At 41.4% G+C, this 17636-nt stretch carries 12 protein-coding genes; 10 read left to right on the top strand and 2 right to left on the bottom strand.

Going from position 1 to position 17636, the window contains the following annotated elements; genetic code table 11:
• Window positions 1-120: 120 nt before the first annotated feature.
• Together BVC89_RS15870 and BVC89_RS15865 are read left to right on the top strand one after the other, a co-directional pair.
• Window positions 121-618 (top strand): MOSC domain-containing protein, encoded by a 498-nt coding sequence (locus BVC89_RS15870; RefSeq protein ID WP_086932136.1) that lies wholly within the window; start codon window positions 121-123, stop codon window positions 616-618.
• 225 nt (window positions 619-843) lie between these two features.
• Window positions 844-1989 (top strand): protein kinase domain-containing protein, encoded by a 1146-nt coding sequence (locus tag BVC89_RS15865; RefSeq protein ID WP_086932135.1) that lies wholly within the window; start codon window positions 844-846, stop codon window positions 1987-1989.
• A 14-nt stretch (window positions 1990-2003) separates the two neighbouring features.
• On the opposite strand, the gene BVC89_RS15860 is transcribed toward BVC89_RS15865, so the two are convergent.
• On the bottom strand, window positions 2004-3359 hold the full coding sequence (locus BVC89_RS15860) for a Do family serine endopeptidase (RefSeq protein WP_245929099.1): 1356 nt from the start codon (window positions 3357-3359) through the stop codon (window positions 2004-2006).
• Between the two features lie 468 nt (window positions 3360-3827).
• Between BVC89_RS15860 and BVC89_RS15855 the strand changes: the two genes are divergently transcribed.
• Genes BVC89_RS15855 through BVC89_RS15845 form a run of 3 tightly spaced genes read left to right on the top strand, consistent with a single transcriptional unit; the run spans window position 3828 to window position 8686 of the window.
• Window positions 3828-4808: an ABC transporter ATP-binding protein gene (locus BVC89_RS15855; RefSeq protein WP_086932134.1), complete on the top strand. Its 981-nt coding sequence runs from the start codon at window positions 3828-3830 to the stop codon at window positions 4806-4808.
• Entirely contained in the window at window positions 4798-7740 is a 2943-nt protein-coding gene (locus tag BVC89_RS15850) for a Gldg family protein (RefSeq protein ID WP_086932133.1), read from the top strand. Before BVC89_RS15855 ends, BVC89_RS15850 begins: the two co-directional genes overlap by 11 nt.
• Before the next feature lie 10 nt (window positions 7741-7750).
• The gene (locus tag BVC89_RS15845; RefSeq protein WP_086932132.1) at window positions 7751-8686 is read left to right on the top strand and encodes a DUF4340 domain-containing protein; all 936 of its coding nucleotides are present in this window, start codon (window positions 7751-7753) and stop codon (window positions 8684-8686) included.
• 205 nt (window positions 8687-8891) lie between these two features.
• Here BVC89_RS15845 and BVC89_RS15840 read toward each other — a convergent pair whose 3' ends face one another.
• Window positions 8892-9326, bottom strand: coding sequence for a hypothetical protein (locus BVC89_RS15840; RefSeq protein WP_086932131.1), 435 nt, complete (start codon window positions 9324-9326; stop codon window positions 8892-8894).
• A 485-nt stretch (window positions 9327-9811) separates the two neighbouring features.
• Here BVC89_RS15840 and BVC89_RS15835 point away from each other — a divergent pair, with 485 nt between their 5' ends.
• The 5 genes from BVC89_RS15835 to BVC89_RS15815 all read left to right on the top strand — a co-directional run bounded on the left by BVC89_RS15835 (window position 9812) and on the right by BVC89_RS15815 (window position 17455).
• Entirely contained in the window at window positions 9812-11695 is a 1884-nt protein-coding gene (locus BVC89_RS15835; protein WP_086932130.1) for a PhoX family protein, read from the top strand.
• A gap of 202 nt (window positions 11696-11897) precedes the next feature.
• Window positions 11898-14558 (top strand): intermembrane phospholipid transport protein YdbH family protein, encoded by a 2661-nt coding sequence (locus BVC89_RS15830; RefSeq protein WP_086932129.1) that lies wholly within the window; start codon window positions 11898-11900, stop codon window positions 14556-14558.
• Between the two features lie 4 nt (window positions 14559-14562).
• A complete protein-coding gene (locus tag BVC89_RS15825) occupies window positions 14563-14769 on the top strand; it encodes a YnbE family lipoprotein (RefSeq protein ID WP_216824992.1) in 207 nt (68 codons plus the stop codon).
• Between the two features lie 16 nt (window positions 14770-14785).
• The gene (locus BVC89_RS15820; protein ID WP_216824991.1) at window positions 14786-15115 is read left to right on the top strand and encodes a YdbL family probable chaperone protein; all 330 of its coding nucleotides are present in this window, start codon (window positions 14786-14788) and stop codon (window positions 15113-15115) included.
• Between the two features lie 615 nt (window positions 15116-15730).
• Entirely contained in the window at window positions 15731-17455 is a 1725-nt protein-coding gene (locus BVC89_RS15815; protein ID WP_086932127.1) for a serine protease, read from the top strand.
• Window positions 17456-17636 lie beyond the last annotated feature (181 nt).

Genomic DNA, 17636 nt, shown 5'->3' with positions numbered 1-17636 from the left:
AAGGACAAAAACCGATAGACGGTATGAAAGATATCACAAGAGCAGGTTTATCTGCTTCGCACTCTGTGAGAATTGTTACTCATCATAAGGGTGTTGGTTACATAACAACAGGGTCATTTTATGAGCGTTCGCCAAAATATGTTTAATCGCATCACTCAAGATCTGGCACCGGGAAAATTAGAGTGGATAGGCTTGCGGCGCGAGAGACGGGGACAGGTTGATGTGGTGTCTCAAGTATGCGCTATCGAGTCTCTCGGTCTTGAAGGGGATCGCCGATGTCATGGTACTCCTGGCTCGGCCAGACAGGTGACTCTCATCAGTCTTGAACATATTGAAGTGGTGGCCAAGCTATTGGGTAAAGATATTATTGAACCTGCTACTTTAAGGCGCAATCTAGTAGTATCTGGAATTAATATCAATGCTTTAAGGCACCAGCGTTTCACCATTGGTGAGGCATTATTTGAAGCTACTGCCTATTGCCATCCATGCTCGCGAATGGAAGAAGCGCTAGGAAAGGGTGGGCATGCGGCGATGCTTTGGCATGGTGGCATGTGTGCCAAGATCATGAAAAGTGGACAGATTACTATCGGTGATACAGTACAGAAGGTCGATCTTTAACCTACATTTTAACTCGCGAAGAGTTTATCTTTGCCGATATTTACGCTTATTGAGCAAGCCTCTCTACATTGTCAGCCGCCCACTCTACTATCGGTGAATTGGGTCACAGCTGTGCCATAAAAAGACAGTCTGCTCTTATAATTTTCTTAAACACTTGTCGCTGAAGTGAACTGCTTAACGCCTTGGTCTACTCAATCACAATTATCAACTTCATTGGAGCCCCAAATGCCCCAAATAGATAATTTAACGCCGCAAGCTACTTACTCATTAGCGATACGTTTAAGTCCTCCTAGTACACCAGCGAAGGAGGTATCTATTTCAAAACCAATGTTTGAATCAAGTCCTAAAAGTTTGTTAAGCGCTTTTTTCGATGGTAGTGGAGTGACTGCGGGAAGTATTAATATGCATAGTCTTCCTCCTTTGCCAACACCGAAACACTCTTTCAACCAGATGAATGTGCAATTGGCAAATATGTTAGGAGACATAGGGCTTGATATAGATGCAGCCCAGCAAGGCGCGCTTGATAAAGCCATGGCACTAAAAGATGAACTCCTAAGTATACTCAGTTCTAATGGTATTCACGTGTCAAATGTCGCTGGTTCGGCTATGTTTCACAAAGGAAAACACCTTGGCTCAGGCAAGCACGGAAGTGTTTCAGTCTCCCCGTATGATGACAATGCAGTGATCAAGAATATAAGCCTTGGCAAGGCGGCTAAATATGTAGATATCAAAGCCAGTGCAGGCCATTCTCCTGCTGCCGAAAAAATAGCGAGCGAAATTATTCTTTTGCAAAAATTCGCCTCTTCTGCAATTGATGGCACTACGGGGCTTAAGGGCTGTGCTATCGACTTAACCGATGGGGACGACCCAAAAATTACGTTTGTTATGAAGAAGGCAGAAGGTGCGACTCTAGAAGATCACAAAATGCTAGGGCGAGGACAGGCAAAAGATCGAAAATGTATTGAGATAACAAAAAATTTATTAGCAACATTAAAGCAATGTCACGCACAAGATATATGTCATACAGATGTTAAACCCGACAATATCTTTGTTGATCAAAATGCAAAAACTACATTAGTTGATTGGGGCGAAGCGGTATGCCCCGGTATTCGTGAAAAGGGCAAGAGTGATTCTTTTGAGGCGGCTAATGATACTTATGGGCCAAAGCCTAACGAGCTCAGTGATTTGTTCCAAACAGACGTTTACTCTTTGGCAAGTGTAGTTATGGGGCTTTACAATAAACCACCACTAAATCAGTTCGATAACTCAGCAGCTATACCATTAGACGGTATGCCAAAAAATCTGGCAGAGTTTGTAAAAAAAGCCAAAGAAGGCACCACGGCAGCTTTGGCTTTAACAATGATCAACTAAACTGGCTTAGATAGTTATCGAACCACTAAATAAAATGCTCGACCATTGCGATTGATGTGCAACAAAATTTGCCCATCCCTCTGATCGATGAGTCTATCAAGTTGTTCTAGGTTGCGAATACGTTGGCGATTAACACCGGTGATAATATCGCCAACGCGCAAGCCGCTATAAATTGCTGGTGAGTTAGGTCGCAAATCAGCCACAAAAACGCCGTCTGCTCTGGTGGTGTTTTCCAAATACGCACCTCGCAATAGGGGATGTATCGAGCCTGAGTAGCTAACAAGAGATTCAGGGTCGACAATTTTTACCGAAAACGATTTGTTGCTTTTAGCTCTTACTACGTCCACATCAACTTCTCTACCAATGGCAACACTGCCTATCTGGCTGCGCAATTGGCCGGTGGATTTAATCTTTTCTCCGCCTATCGCAATGATAATATCGCCAGGTTTGAGGCCAGCTTTTTCGGCAGGGCCATCTTGTGTAATACCGGTAACCAATACTCCCTGTTGCCTGTTAGAAAGACTAAATGCTTTGCGTAAATCCGGAGTAATATCTTGTACATTAATTCCTATTTGCCCACGGCTAACACTGCCAGTTGCGAGAATTTGTTCTACACTGGAGCGCACCATATTCATAGGAATGGCAAAGCCAATACCCACGTTACCTCCTGCAGGGGCGATGATCGCTGTGTTAATACCGATTAAATATCCATTAAGGTTAACCAGTGCGCCTCCGGAGTTCCCGGGGTTAATCGAGGCTTCTGTTTGAATAAAATTTTCATAACCCTCAATGCCTAAACCCGTTCTGCCCAAAGCACTAATAACACCGGTGGTGACTGTCTGGCCGATGCCAAAGGGGTTGCCGATAGCTACTGAAAAATCTCCTACTTCCAGTTTGGATGAATCTGCCATGGGGACTTCAGATAAATCATCGCTATCAATCTTAAGGACGGCGATATCTAGCTCTGGGTCTGTACCCAATACTTGGGCAACAAAGGCACGTCCATCAATCAGTGCCACCTCCACTTCATCAGCATCTTTGATAACATGATAATTGGTAATCACGATACCGTCTTTGGCATCGATAATTACACCAGAGCCTGCGCTTTTTTGTCGCTTCTGTGGTTGTCTGCGATTATCTGGAATGTCAAAAAAACGCCTAAAATACGGGTCATTTAATAATGGATTTTGTGTTTGCTGACGCGAGAATGTCGCGATGTTAACCACGGCAGGATTAACTCTTTTGAGCATAGGAGCTAAAGAGGGTAGCTTGTTACCATCACTGTCTATTAGTGGCAAGGCGGCGAGTGTCACAACACTCGATAGCATAAACACCATAGTTGCCAGCATTTGCTGTAATCGGTTGAGCAAAGTTATGTCCTCCAGAAATAAAACCATATTGTTCGCAATGGAAAGTTCAAACACGCAGTTCTAAGATTGTTTTGTTCAATATGGGTTCCTGTTATTGAGATATCAAGCGAGTTTTATCGGACAAAATGGGTTTAAAGTTCAAAAATAAATTGAATGCTTGCTCTAAAAATTTTCAGTATTGTCGAAAAAAACACCGATATTTATTTTTAAAATAGAATCTTGAAACTTTTTACTTTCACCACCATCTAAAGCGCCGATCAATCGTCAGATGGTTTACTCTCTTGAGAAAGATTGGAAGCGATATTGTGCCGAATGGTTTTTTTATAGGCTAGCTAACCATTTTCTTAGATAGCTTTTTGTGACGGCGTTCGCCACTATCCTCTGACTTCGCTCAACACCTTTCTCTTGTCCAGATGACGATTTAACAAAAAAATATTATGACAATAAAATCTGAGGAGACGCATTACTATGTTGCATGTCAGTAATTTGACTCGTCGCTACGACAATTTTGTGGCAGTCAATAATGCTAGCTTTGCCATAAAAAAAGGGGAAATTGTCGGCCTGCTTGGTCACAATGGCGCTGGTAAGACTACGGTAATGAAAATGTTAAGCGGTTATCTTGAGCCAGATAATGGCACAGTTGTAATCGATGATATAGATTTAGCTGCAGCGCCAAAAGCTGCCCAGAGAAAACTCGGTTACCTGCCAGAAAATTTACCGATATATCCAGAAATGTCGGTGGCGGATTATCTCGATTACGCCGCGATGCTGAAAGGATTAACCCATGACAAAAAAATACCAGAGATAAAGCGTGCGATACAAGCAACGGACATTGCCGCAAAACTCCTCGATCCCATTTACACACTCTCGCGCGGGTATAAACAACGTGTGGGGGTGGCCCAGGCGATTTTAGGCCAACCCAAATTACTAATTCTCGATGAGCCTACCAATGGTTTGGACCCAACACAAACAGAGCATATGCGTACTTTGATTCGCGATATTGCCAAGGACGCTACCGTTATTTTATCTACCCATATCATGCAAGAAGTAGAAGCCATTTGTGATCGCGTGTTAATTCTTAATCGTGGTGAATTGGTAGTCGATGAGAAACTGGCGCAATTGCGCCAGAGCGAAGGTATTTCTGTACATTGCTCTTTTCAACTTGCAGCCTTTAACAACGCTATCAAAGATATTGCAGGTTTTAAGGCAGATTATGTCACAACACAAAATATTGCCACCAAAGCTGATACTTATGCCTACAAAATACTTCTACCGGACAATATTGCCGCTGATATATTCTGTGCCGATATTGCCAGGGCTATTGTTGAAAAAGGCGGTAAGCTCTATCAGCTTAACAATGACAAACGCGATCTGGAGAGTCTATTTAAGGATATCAATCGTGGTTCCAACCAGAATATAAAAGATATGGAGGTGGATCATGCAGCCTAATCTTTCTCATGCAAGCGAATCATCTTCATCATCACAATTACAAATAGGACGCATTGCTAAAAAAGAAATTACCTTATTTTTTGCTTCACCTACGGCGTATTTATTTCTCGCTGTATTTGCCGCTATTACATTGTTTGTGTTTTTTTGGGGCGAGGCTTTTTTTGCGCGTAATATTGCTGACGTTAGGCCACTTTTTGAATGGATGCCGTTGTTACTCATCTTCCTAGCAAGCACTCTCACCATGCGTTTATGGAGCGAAGAACGTCGCACCGGAACACTGGAATATGTGCTGACGCAGCCCATACCTTTATGGCATTTTGTGCTAGGTAAATTTATCGGTTGTTTAATATTACTGCTGGTAGCTTTGGCCATTACCTTACCTTTACCTATTACTGTAGCTATTATTGGCGAGTTAGATTGGGGGCCAGTATTTGCAGGATATTTAGCCACTTTTTTATTGGGAGCAGCTTATTTAAGTATTGGCCTTTTTGTCTCTGCGCGTACGCAAAATCAAATCGTCAGCTTAATTATCGCTGTGGCAGTGTGCGGTATTTTCTATCTTCTCGGTGCTGAAATTCTCACCAAGTTGGTGGGCTATGAAGCGGGGGAGTGGCTGCGTTTATTGGGTACAGGTTCACGCTTCGATGCGATCACAAGAGGGGTGATTGACTTTAGAGACCTGTATTACTACCTGAGCATTATAGTGGTATTTCTTGTTCTCAATATTTATTCTCTCGAAAGCGAACGTTGGTGTACCAGCAAAAATACCACTAATCACGGTAACTGGCGAAGCCTTACTTTGCTGCTTGTTTTAAATGCAGTGGGCGCCAATATCTGGTTAGGTCAGATTAACAGTATTCGTATTGACGCAACTGAGGGCAATCAATATTCCATTTCTAAAGCCACCAAAGGTTATTTATCGCAACTGCAAGAACCTCTTTTAATACGCGGTTATTTTAGTGGTAAAACCCATCCATTACTTTCTCCTTTAGTGCCTCAACTTAGGGATCTGATTCGCGAATATGAAATCTCTGGTAAAGGACGAGTGCGTGTGGAATTTATTGATCCGACCAAAAACCCTGAACTTGAAGAAGAGGCTAATCAAAAATACGGTATTCAACCAGTGCCATTCCAAGTAGCAGATCGCTATCAATCTTCTATCGTTAGCTCATATTTTAATGTATTAGTGCAGTATGGTAGTGAACATCAAACCTTGAGTTTTAATGATTTAATCGAAGTGAAATCCCAAGGGGTAAGCGATATTGAAGTGCAGCTTCGCAACCCCGAGCACGATCTTACTCGCACTATTAAAAAAGTACTGAAAAGCTATCAAGCCGGGGGTAACCTATTTGATACGGTAAAAGGCCAGTTAGTATTTGACGCTTACGTTTCAGATGATAACGTTTTGCCAAAAGAGTTGGTGGAATTTAAAAAGCAAATTACGCAGAGCATTGCACAAGTAGAACAAGACGCAGGTGGCCGTCTCTCATTTAACGTCGTTGACCCGCAAGCTAGTGGTGGGAGAGTTGCCCAGAGGATCGCGCGCGATTTTGGTTTTCAACCCATGGGAACCAGCTTATTTAGTCAAGAGACCTTTTACTTTTATCTCACCTTAAGTAAAGGTGATCAAGTGATTCAAATTCCTATTGACGATATGAGCAAGGAGGGTTTCGAACGTAATTTAAATGCCGGGATTAAGCGTTTTGCTAGTGGTTTTACTAAGAATGTTGCCCTGGTAGCACCGCCATCCGCCCCACAGTTTGCTCCTCCAGGTGGCGCCAACCCTCCTGGTGCGCAGTTTAACCAACTACAACAATTTATAGGAGGCGACCTTAATATTACTAGTGAAGACCTAAGTGATGGGCGTGTTGCCGGTGATAGTGATATCTTGGTGTTACTTGCCCCAAAAGAGCTTGATGAGAAACAACTTTTTGCTGTTGACCAGTTTTTAATGCAGGGGGGAACCGTCATTATTGCCAGCTCACCCTTTGCCGCAAATTTGAATAGCCGCAGTCTTGACCTGCAAAGTAATAACAGCGGCTTGGAAGACTGGCTATCCCATCACGGCTTGAGTATGAAACAATCCTTAGTAATGGATATGCAGAATATGCCATTCCCAATACCTGTTAGCCGCAATGTTGGCGGTTTCCAATTACAGGATGTGCGTATGCTGGACTATCCTTACTTTGTCGATATTCGAGGCCAAGGTCTTAATGAGGACAGTCTTATTACCGCTGATCTTCACCAGTTGACGATGACTTGGGCATCTCCCATTAGCATTGATCAAGACAAGCAAAAGCAACGCACGATTACCGAGTTAATTCGCAGTTCTGAAGGCTCATGGTTATCCTCCTCGCGCGATATCATGCCCAAGGTGGATGCTAATGGTGTTACTCCTTATCGCCCTGAAGGTGAACAAAATTCTCATTTGTTAGGGGTTATTAGTGAAGGCCGTTTCGACTCATTTTTTGTCGGTAAAAACTCGCCTTTGTTAACACAAAAACAAGAAGATCAAAATTCTGCAACAGCCGAAGAAACTGCCCAGCAGCCAGAATCAGGCGATGCTATCGAAATATCCAGTATCATCGAAAAGTCCTCTAATTCCGCTCGTATTATTCTTTTTAGCTCCAACGATTTTATGCGCGATAGAATTAATGGCGTATTGAGTTCCACGGCAGGCAGCCAATATTTAAATACCATGCAGCTAATGGCAAATACTCTTGATTGGTCTTTGCAAGATTCCGGCTTGCTGAGCATTCGTTCGCGTGGGCATTTTAATCGCACCTTACCTCCAATGGATCAAGGGCAACAGTCGTTCTGGGAATATCTCAACTATATTTTGGCAGTTCTAGCGCTGATTGTTGTAGCTTTAGTCAGGCGCTTTAGTAAGCAAAGTAAACAACGTCAATACCAGCAATTAATGGCAGCCTAAGGAGGAGACGATGATGAAATTAAAACAAATTTTAGGCGGTTTGCTTGTTGTTCAAATTGTCCTTGCTTGTGCGCTTTATCTTAATAGTCGGCATGCATCAGAGTTTGATGCTCAACAAGGGCTAATTAGTGTAGCTATGGCAGAAGTAGATACACTGCTTATTACTGACCAAGACGGCAGTGTAACGCTACAAAAGCAGGGGAATACTTGGGTGTTGCCTGAATATGGAATGCTGTCCGCTAACCATACAAAAGTGACAGATGCACTGAGTAAGTTAGAGCAAGTGAAGACAGGGTGGCCCATCGCTTCGAGTGGATCGAGTTATAAACGCTTTGAACTTACTGATACTAATTTTCAACGTAAAGTGGCTTTGTTTAAAGGTGAAGAAAAATTGCAAGAAGTATTAATGGGGACATCCCCTGGTTACCGATCTATACATGTTCGGCGCGCAGGAGAGGAAGATGTCTTTAGTGTTAAGCTAGCCAGCTATGACTTTGCTGCTAAAGATATTGAATGGCTCGATAAAGCCCTATTGCAGATAAAAGGTATTGAGCATATCAAAGGTGCTGATTTTGAAGTAAGTAAAAACGCGGATAGATGGGAGATGGCCTCATCACCCGTTGTGTCAGCAGCAGAACAACAAACAAAACTCGATGGTGAGAAAGTTGAAGAATTAGTATCTTTTTTCAAAAATTTATATGTACAAGCACTATTTGATGGGAATCTTGACGCAAAGCAAAAAGAACAACGTAATAAAAAAATAGCAATTTCTATAAGTGCGGCAGAGCAACAATTACACTATGAGTTCTTTGTAAATGATGATAGCTATTACGTTAAAAGAAGTGATATGGAAAATATCTTTGAAATAAGTAAGGTGGATTATGATAAAATCTCACAAGCTAATTTGAAGTACATTGTTACCAATGAGCAGGACAAGGATGAATAAATGCCGTCAGATAGCGAGGATCTTTCTGCAAACTAACATCCTTTACTTGCTACTGTGCTAAGGACTTAAACAATAGTCGTATTTGTAAAACAATTATACTTATAAAAAAAGATGCACCCTTCAATAATGGATATTGTTGAAGGGTGCTTTTTTATTAAAGCTTTCTATAAATTGTGCCTGCTAACGCATTGTTAGCATTTTATAGTTATCGAGAATAGTTATTGTATTGTTGACCGTAATTACCTTGCTGTCCGTAACCACCGTAATAAGGACGGCCATAGGGTGGGCGAGGTATTTCAAAAATGGGCACTGAGCCTCCAACACAACCGCTAGAGGAGCCAAAGGAAGTACTTAACTGTGCAGTACCATTATCGGTTGAACAATTCATCTTTATTGAGCCGTTGACTTGATCTTCTTCATTAAACTCTGTTACCAAAGAGCCGCTTTCAGTAGTGGAGAATGTAGTATCTTGGCTAATACCATTGATTGTAATGGACTGTTCGACTGAACAAACTTGATTAGGATCTAACGTGTAGGTCGCTGTGTACTTGCCTTCTGCACATTGTCCATTCAAGCTAGCAGCGAAAGAAAAATTTGAAAAAGCCGCTAAAGCAATTGTGGTCAGTACTATTTTTTTCATGTGTAGCATTTTCCTGTAGTAATTAAATTTAGGTTTTTTTAAAAATAATTAATAAAGTATTTAAAATTATTATTCTTCGCGGTAATATTTTTTAAAACTTTTACACATCATTAAAAAATAATTTCCACTGCTTGCGAAGCGATGCTTTTTTAACATATGAATAAAAATGCCATCAATCGAAGCACTCTAATGTCTAAAATAAAACCTGAAAATATCTAGAGTAAAACTAGAAGAAAATGATCAGAGTGAGAACCGTGTTCACTTCTCAATGCTTAATAATTAGCACCCATGCTATATTCAATAAAAAAACTCAGTTGGTAAAACAGCTGGTCTTGTAGTGAGTGTTATTGCAAGCTCACATTACTGTGAGAACTATTTTTCACTGTTACTTAGAATACCTTGACGAATGCTGTATCATTGCCAAGCCAATTACCGGCCCAACATAGATAACTGGAATTGAAAACAAATATTTGGATTAGCGTAATATGAATAGCGAGCATAAAAAGACGCAGGCGTTTGAGCAAGTTTTAGACGCTTATGTCAGTCGGCGGGGGTTCTTGAGGAATGCTTCTTCTCTTGGTGCTGCAGCTTTGGCATCTTCGTGTGCCATAAGCACGCAAGAGAGTACCAGCCAGTCTAGATCTGATCTCAACCCACCGGCTTCACTGGGCTTCAAAGAATTAGATCATACCATTGATGAAAGCTTTAGCGTTCCTGAAGGATACCAAAGTCAAGTGCTTGTACGCTGGGGGGATGCTATTTTTGATGGTGTAGAAGCCTTTGACCCGCGCAGTCAGACAGCCAAGCGACAACTGCAAAGCTTTGGTTACAACAATGACTTCATCGGCTTTGTACCTCTGCCACTTGGCAGTCAATCATCCGAGCATGGTTTATTAGTCGTCAATCACGAATATACCATCCCAGAACTGATGTTTCCCGGTTCACCCAAAGGGCAAAAGCTCAGTCGCGAGCAAGTGGATGTCGATATTGCTGCACATGGCTTAAGTGTTGTAGAAATTAAACAAGTAGACGGTGTCTGGCAGCGAGTGACGAGTTCTCAATACAATCGCCGTATTACTCCAGATACACCCATGCAGATTACTGGCGCGGCTGCAGGCAATCCCCGTTTGCAATCCATTATTTCAAAAGATGGTGTTCATACTTTAGGCACATACGGCAACTGCGCCGGCGGTGTTACTCCTTGGGGAACGATTCTTACAGGTGAGGAAAATGTTGATGGCTTTTTCAGTGGCGACTACAAATCTACCGATGAAGCTGATAATTATGAGCGCTTTGGTATGTTTAAGCGTTATAAAAACTGGGGTGAATATATAGATCGTTGGAACCTCGATAAAAATCCTCATGAGTTATTGCACATGGGGTGGATAGTCGAAATCGACCCTTACGATCCGCAGTCAAAACCGAAAAAAAGAACAACGCTTGGACGCTATAAGCATGAAGGTTGTAATGTCTTCATTAACGATGACGGGCATGTAGTGGCATATTCCGGGGATGATCAGAAGTTTGAATACATCTATAAATTTGTCAGTAAAAATAAATATGATAAAGACAATCGTGCAGCAAACCTTAATCTGCTTGAAGAAGGCACCTTATACGTCGCTCAGTTTAAAGAAGATGGTACTTTGCAATGGCAGCCTTTAGTCTATGGCCAAGGCCCTCTTACTGAGAAGAATAATTTTGCCAGCCAAGGTGATGTCTATATAGATGCACGTCGAGCTGCTGACTTAATGGCCGCCACGCCGATGGATAGGCCTGAGGATGTGGAGGTAAATCCGGTTACTGGTAAGGTTTATGCCATGTTAACTAACAACTCTGATCGCAAGGCCGATGACTTAAATCCGGCGAATCCTCGTCCTCATAATAAGCATGGTCAGATTATCGAGTTCTGGCCCGAAAATGGTGACCACAGTGATCAACGCTTCCGTTGGGAACTATTTTTATTGGCGGGCGACCCGAAAAAAACTGTCGCGCTTTACCACCCTGATACTAGTGATAGAGGCTGGCTATCTTGCCCCGATAACTGTGCCTTCGACCGCTTGGGCAATTTATGGATCTGTTCCGACGGCGCGCAGCACTCTGGTATCGCCGATGGTATGTGGGCAACAGAAGTTAGTGGCAGCCATAGAGGGTTGACTAAGCGCTTTATGCGTATTCCTATTGGTGCTGAAATGTGTGGCCCGTTTTTTACGCCCGATAGCGAAAACTTATTTTGCTCTGTACAACATCCTGCCAGTGGTTCAAGTTATGATAAGCCTAGCACTCGCTGGCCTGATTTTTCCGATGATATGCCACCACGACCTGCCGTTATGGTAACGCGAAAAATTGGAGGCGGGCGTATCGGTAGTTGATATGCTGTTATTTGCAGGGATGCAAGTAAATGATCCAATTTTTTAATTTCAATGCTAATGTTAAAGCTGACATTGGTAAAACACTAAGTAAGTTTGGTGAGCTGATCTGATAGTAGGCTAATATGAACGTTGATGTAATATTTAATCACTAATAAGACGAGTAAAATAAATAAAGAGCTAAATACATGTGAAAAGGAGATGGTTGCTAAAAACAATATCATATTTTGCTGTTATTTTTTTCAGCGTCTTACTTGCTGCTTATGTGTTATTTCCTTTTTACCTTCCCGTCGCAATTTCTCATTTCCTAAAAGACAGCGAGCTTCGCTTGCTCAGTGTGAAGGTAGGTTATCCTACATGGAAGCGCCTTAATATTCGTAAACTCGTGCTCGCACGGCAGAGTATAGGCCAATTATTGTTAGAGGGAGGACGTCTGAGCTATGAGGGCAGCAAAGGGCTGTCATTATATGTTAATAGTGTACATTTAGCGTATGATGAGGTTAAAAATACGACACGCTCTCAGCCGCCAACAACACTGGTTCGATCAGAATATCTACCAAGTGTCTTGCTAAAACGTGCCCCTCAATTATCGGTTTATGTTGAGCGCCTAACACATGATGTCCCGGGAGATATTTCTGCGCAAATTAAATTCGCTGATCTGGAATTTTCTAATATCATGCTAACCGCAGATGCAAACTCTGTGCGAGGACAGGCGCAGATGTCAGTGCAAACACAAAATGTAGTGCTATCTCATAGATTCGATCTGCTTATAGATAATAAGAATCACCTTACTTTTTACGGAACTAAAGATAATGAAGAGCAGCGTTGGCTCGATATATCTGCAGACATGACTAAAGAGCAGAGCATGTTGGTGGGTGAAATCAATTCTTATATTATGTTATCCAAGGTTTCAGAGTTTCTACCTCAGCCATCCATGTTTGGAGATGTGCGTGTTAAAAACCAGCTTACCTTGCCAGAAACAGGGGCTGGCATGGAAGGCTTGCAGTTAGCCATATTTGTCGATGCCAATGTACAACAGCAGCATGGATTAAGTGCAAGGTTGGATACTCAAGGCCAGGTAAAAATTAAAGATAATAAAGCATACCTATCGTTATTCGACGACGCAGAATTTAATAATAGCCTTTCATACAAAATAGATAATCTACCTGAGTTTGATGTTCGCGTGAATGATGGTTTAAATATAGAAATGGATTTAAATAGCCAAGCCATAAAAGTAGAAACACCTTTGCAAACCCATGTGTTTTTTATGCGGGCGGTCAATAATACGATGGAGCATTTAGCATCCATCACACAAAAAAACATTAACATTGATCTTGCCGCCAAAGAGTTAGGTTTTAATGTACGTACCACCCTTAAAAGTAAAGGCTTAAGCGCTCTTTTAGCTGAACTAGATAAAAAAAATGAAGACGGAATATTTAGTGATAAACAACAGGATATTGTTCTCGATGGATTCATCAAGACAAACCAACAATCTACAGCAATTGCGTTCACAGAAGATCAAACGCTGGAACTTGCGATTCGATCGCTGGAAAATAACAACATATCTCAATTTACCCTTGCTTTTCCGCCGCAAGATTTTATTGTCAATCATGGTAATAATACGGCAGGTTTTTTTGATAAAACCATCAACGCCGACATTACGCTTTCTTATGATAAGCCGGCAATATCTTTAGAAAACCATCTTATACTGCGCTCATCAGGACAGAATATTCATGCTGAACTCATCTCCGAACCCTTAGTTGTCGATGACTATCAGCTGCCTGCTTATATTTTTAATCTCAACCTCGACTTAGCAGAAGAGGGACTGACCAAGGCGGATTTTTGGTTAAACAATATGTGCCAACAACGTTTAGTAGAAGGCGACTGGCAGAGCCGTGAAGGAGCTTCTCAGCTGCGGCTTGAAGCCGATGCCTTTTTTTCTAAGCAGTCCACCTCCAAACATTGGCTCAATATCGATCGTTTACCCCTAGATGTAACTAAGGGTGAGTTAAGTGCAAAGCTGCATATCGATACAGTAGGGGAGAAAACCACAATTGCAGCCGAAGCTAAGCTTTTAAATGGCAATATTCTTGGCGAGTTTGGTAGCTTTGAAGGTGTTCAGCTACGGTTCAGTACACCTAGTTCAGACTCTGTTGATAATAGGCAAGAGTTTAGTTTTGAAACCACCGTTGCCACAGCCAATGTAGGTGTTGATATGCACGATATTAAAGCGACTGGAGTGCTGAATATACAAACGCAAGACGACAATAAGGATGACTACATAGTACTAAATCAAGCATCTGCAAAGCTATTTAGCGGCACGATTTCACTGCAACCTGGACGCATAGATTTTGGCGACAATATGGACGTTAGGGTGAATATTACAGATGTAGATTTATCTGAGGTTGTCAGAACACAGCAAATTGATGGGTTACAAACTACGGGCAAGGTTTCAGGCTCTTTACCTGTTAGCATCAGCGCTGGTAGTGCTGTAATTGACGATGGTAAACTGCATAACAACAATGGAGGGTTGATTCGTTATTCCTCGCCCCTAAATAGCAGTACTGATTTAAATGAGCAGTTAAAATTAACCTTGGATGTATTAGAGAACTTCAACTATGAAATACTTAATACACAGGTGAACTTCAACAAGGGAAGATTGATTTTTAAGTCACAAATTTCCGGCAACAATCCGGATGTAGCGGGAGGGCAAAGAGTCGATTTAAATTTGAATACAGAGGTGGATATGAGCTCAACTATGGAATTGCTGCGTTTGCAGTCAGGGCTGGAAGCCGAGATAGAACAATTGCTAAACAATAACCTGGGCGGTTTGTCCAATACTAATATATGTGAACAGAGGTTGTAACATCATGTTTCGATATTTAATACAATTGCGGAGTATTGTAGCCGTTTTAATTTTAGTGTTAGGGGCGAGTGCATGTACACCTACCGTTAAAGTCGAAGCGTCAGATAAACCCATCACTATTAACCTCAACGTTAAAATTGAACATGAAATTCGTGTCAAAGTTGATAAAGAACTCGACGAAATTTTGTCGGAAGATTCAGGCTTGTTTTAGGGGAATGATAATGAATATGAGACAAATACTTCTTTCACTGGCATTGCTTGCCGTAATATTACCCAGTGCTGCCTTTGCTATCGATCTATCTGCGGCCAAGGCCAAAGGACTCGTTGGCGAAACCACTAATGGTTATTTAGGTGCCCCCAATGGTAAACCTTCTGGGGAAGTGGCAGCCTTAATTCGCGATATCAATACCAAGCGTAAAGCTAAATATCAGCAAGTGGCCACCAAAGTGGGGAAACCTCTCAATGTAGTGGAGCAGCTGGCTGGGGAAAAGGCACAATCAAAAACTCAAGCCGGCCACTATGTGCAAACATCCAGTGGTAAATGGATTAAACGCTAAAACTCTGTGTGTTGTCATTAACGGTGGCAACACACAAATTATCTTTTTTACTCGCTATCTTATATTTCCCTCTCTACACCTTATATTTCCCTTTCTATATTAAACACCTTGTTTACCCTCGATAGTTCGTTCTCAACAGTTTGTACCTATTATTTATAAATTTTTTATATGATCTAGATTTTGTTAATGTTACTTAATTCATTATGGATACCTATCAGTTTAGCAAAAGAGCTTGATGCTAATAGCGATTTTTAATTTTGCAGATTATTGATAAATATTTTTTCATTTTTGATCGCATTACGGGGTTTTTCTAGTCACTAAAATTCTTATTAGTAGATATAATTTAATTAATGTTAACTAGTACCAATAAAATAAATAATGAACTAAATTTAATCTAAATAAATTTGAGTAAAACATTAATTTTTTTTAATAAATACTCATTTCTTAAAGTGTTTCATAGTCAATTAAAACTCACACAATTTGATACAGTTTCGCCGTTCTTTTTACATATACTAAAATCCAACCGCTGTCGCTGATAAATTTTTTGAAGCTTTTAAAGCAGTGATGGTTTGTCATTTAAGTTGAAAATAATTTAGTAAAGAAAGGAGAAGTGTTGTGAAACTCCCACTAGTATCCAAGCTTCTGTTGTCCGTCATATCAATTACTATTGCATACGGGCAAACAATTCACGCGACAGAAACAAAAAAAATAACACCTTATATTATCTTAGGTGAAAACGCTAAGAAGGGCGCATATCCCTGGATGGTATCTATTCAAAGTAAAGATTCTAAAGCACCTTTTAACGAGCGCGGAGGACATTTTTGTGGTGGTAGTCTAATAGCACAAAATTACGTACTCACTGCTGCTCATTGTCTAGGTGGTGGAGCTGCAGAAGATATTGAAGTTCGCATCGGCGGACATGATTTGAGTGAGGAAAGTACGGCAGGCACCAAGTTTTCGGTAAAGCGTATCATTTCTCATTGGGACTATAATGATTCTACAATTAATAACGATATTGCTTTGTTAGAGTTAGCTTCCGACGCAAATATGTCTCAAGTTAAACCTATTAATAATGTTGAGGCTGCCAGTGTTAGAGCGGGAGAGAATTTAACCGTAATGGGGTGGGGGTTAACATCTCTTGACGCGGAAAAACTGCCTGCCATCCTACAAGAAGTTGATGTACCGCTTGTGGACAGTGCTACTTGTGAAAGAATTATGAGGCAAGAAGATGAACAAAATTTTGAAGTAATGTTATGTGCTGGTGATATTAAGGGCGGTAAAGACTCCTGTCAGGGTGATAGCGGTGGCCCTCTGGTTGTGAAGCAGCTTGGAGAATATAGACAAATTGGGATTGTCAGTTGGGGTACTGAGTGTGGCGGCGCAAACCAGTTTGGTGTCTATGCGAAAGTATCTTCGTTCGAAGACTGGTTAGCGCAAAATATGAGTCATTTAAGTCAAACTGGACAGGTGTCACTTGGGTATATTCCTGTTGATCATACAATGCCGCTAACATTAAGTGTTCAAAATAATTCTGACTCAGCACAGACAGTCTTTAGACAAAAAACTTCCAACAGTAATATTGCCACACTTCAAGCGAACAATTGTATCAACAAAACCATCACAGCCGGCGCAAGTTGTACTTTTGATGTGAAGATAAAATCCTCTCAGGCTGAAAGCTTTCGCCTAACCTTAGAGAGTGACATTAATAACCAAGGTTCCGATGCGACTCTAAAAACCACGGTTATGGCTTCGCCTATGGCCAAGGTCTCGTTAGATAATAGCTTCAGTTCGCGAGCATTTTACAGCGGCGGTGCCAGTCGTTGGAAAAATGCCAGCAATGAAGGTGGCACTGTTCGCAGCGGAACACTAACAGAGGACAGTTTTGAGCCCTCAGTATTACAGACGGTTGTAACCGGCCCTGCTAGCGCAAGTTTTGAGTGGCGATATTCAAAATTGGGTGAAAATGAAGAGGGTGAATTATTGGACTTTGCTACTGTAACTCTCGATAACAAAGAAGTGCTCGATGATGAACAAAGACCCTTATCGCCTGACGGAGAGAGCTGGCAAAAACAGACGATAAATATTGCCGCAGGAGAACATTTGTTGACGTGGCTTTATATTTCCGACGATAAATTTGATGAAGATCGTCATTTATTGGTTCGCCAATTAACTATCACAGGACAACAAAATGGAACATCTAATAATAGCCCTACCGCAGCAACAACTCCAAGTAATAATCCTAATACTCGTAGCGGTGGTGGCGGTGGCAGTAATGATCTGTGGATGCTTGCTATCTTATTTGCTGTGGCGTTTACTTCATTAAAAAGGATTGTAAAATAGAATCTCTCGTGTTTTATTCACCTGGTTCATCCCAGGTGAATGCCCCACAGCTTAACATCCGTAGCTCCTCAGACTTAAATATTAAGGAATTTATCTTTTCAAACACTTGCCCGAGTGCCATCGCCTAACTTTAAATATTTCCATTTTATTGGTAGCATCCCCATCATACATTTATGCACAC

The sequence above is a fragment of the Agarilytica rhodophyticola genome, from assembly GCF_002157225.2.
In the GTDB taxonomy this organism is placed as follows: Bacteria; Pseudomonadota; Gammaproteobacteria; order Pseudomonadales; family Cellvibrionaceae; genus Agarilytica; species Agarilytica rhodophyticola.
Note: the sequence above shows the minus strand (reverse complement) of the source record. Positions and strands in the feature narration are given on the sequence as shown.

Coding starts and splice junctions, on each gene's coding strand:
- BVC89_RS15870 (WP_086932136.1), top strand. CDS start 121: ATGAGCGTTCGCCAAAATATGTTTAATCGCATCACTCAAGATCTGGCA.
- BVC89_RS15865 (WP_086932135.1), top strand. CDS start 844: ATGCCCCAAATAGATAATTTAACGCCGCAAGCTACTTACTCATTAGCG.
- BVC89_RS15855 (WP_086932134.1), top strand. CDS start 3,828: ATGTTGCATGTCAGTAATTTGACTCGTCGCTACGACAATTTTGTGGCA.
- BVC89_RS15850 (WP_086932133.1), top strand. CDS start 4,798: ATGCAGCCTAATCTTTCTCATGCAAGCGAATCATCTTCATCATCACAA.
- BVC89_RS15845 (WP_086932132.1), top strand. CDS start 7,751: ATGATGAAATTAAAACAAATTTTAGGCGGTTTGCTTGTTGTTCAAATT.
- BVC89_RS15840 (WP_086932131.1), bottom strand. CDS start 9,326: ATGAAAAAAATAGTACTGACCACAATTGCTTTAGCGGCTTTTTCAAAT.
- BVC89_RS15835 (WP_086932130.1), top strand. CDS start 9,812: ATGAATAGCGAGCATAAAAAGACGCAGGCGTTTGAGCAAGTTTTAGAC.
- BVC89_RS15825 (WP_216824992.1), top strand. CDS start 14,563: ATGTTTCGATATTTAATACAATTGCGGAGTATTGTAGCCGTTTTAATT.
- BVC89_RS15820 (WP_216824991.1), top strand. CDS start 14,786: ATGAGACAAATACTTCTTTCACTGGCATTGCTTGCCGTAATATTACCC.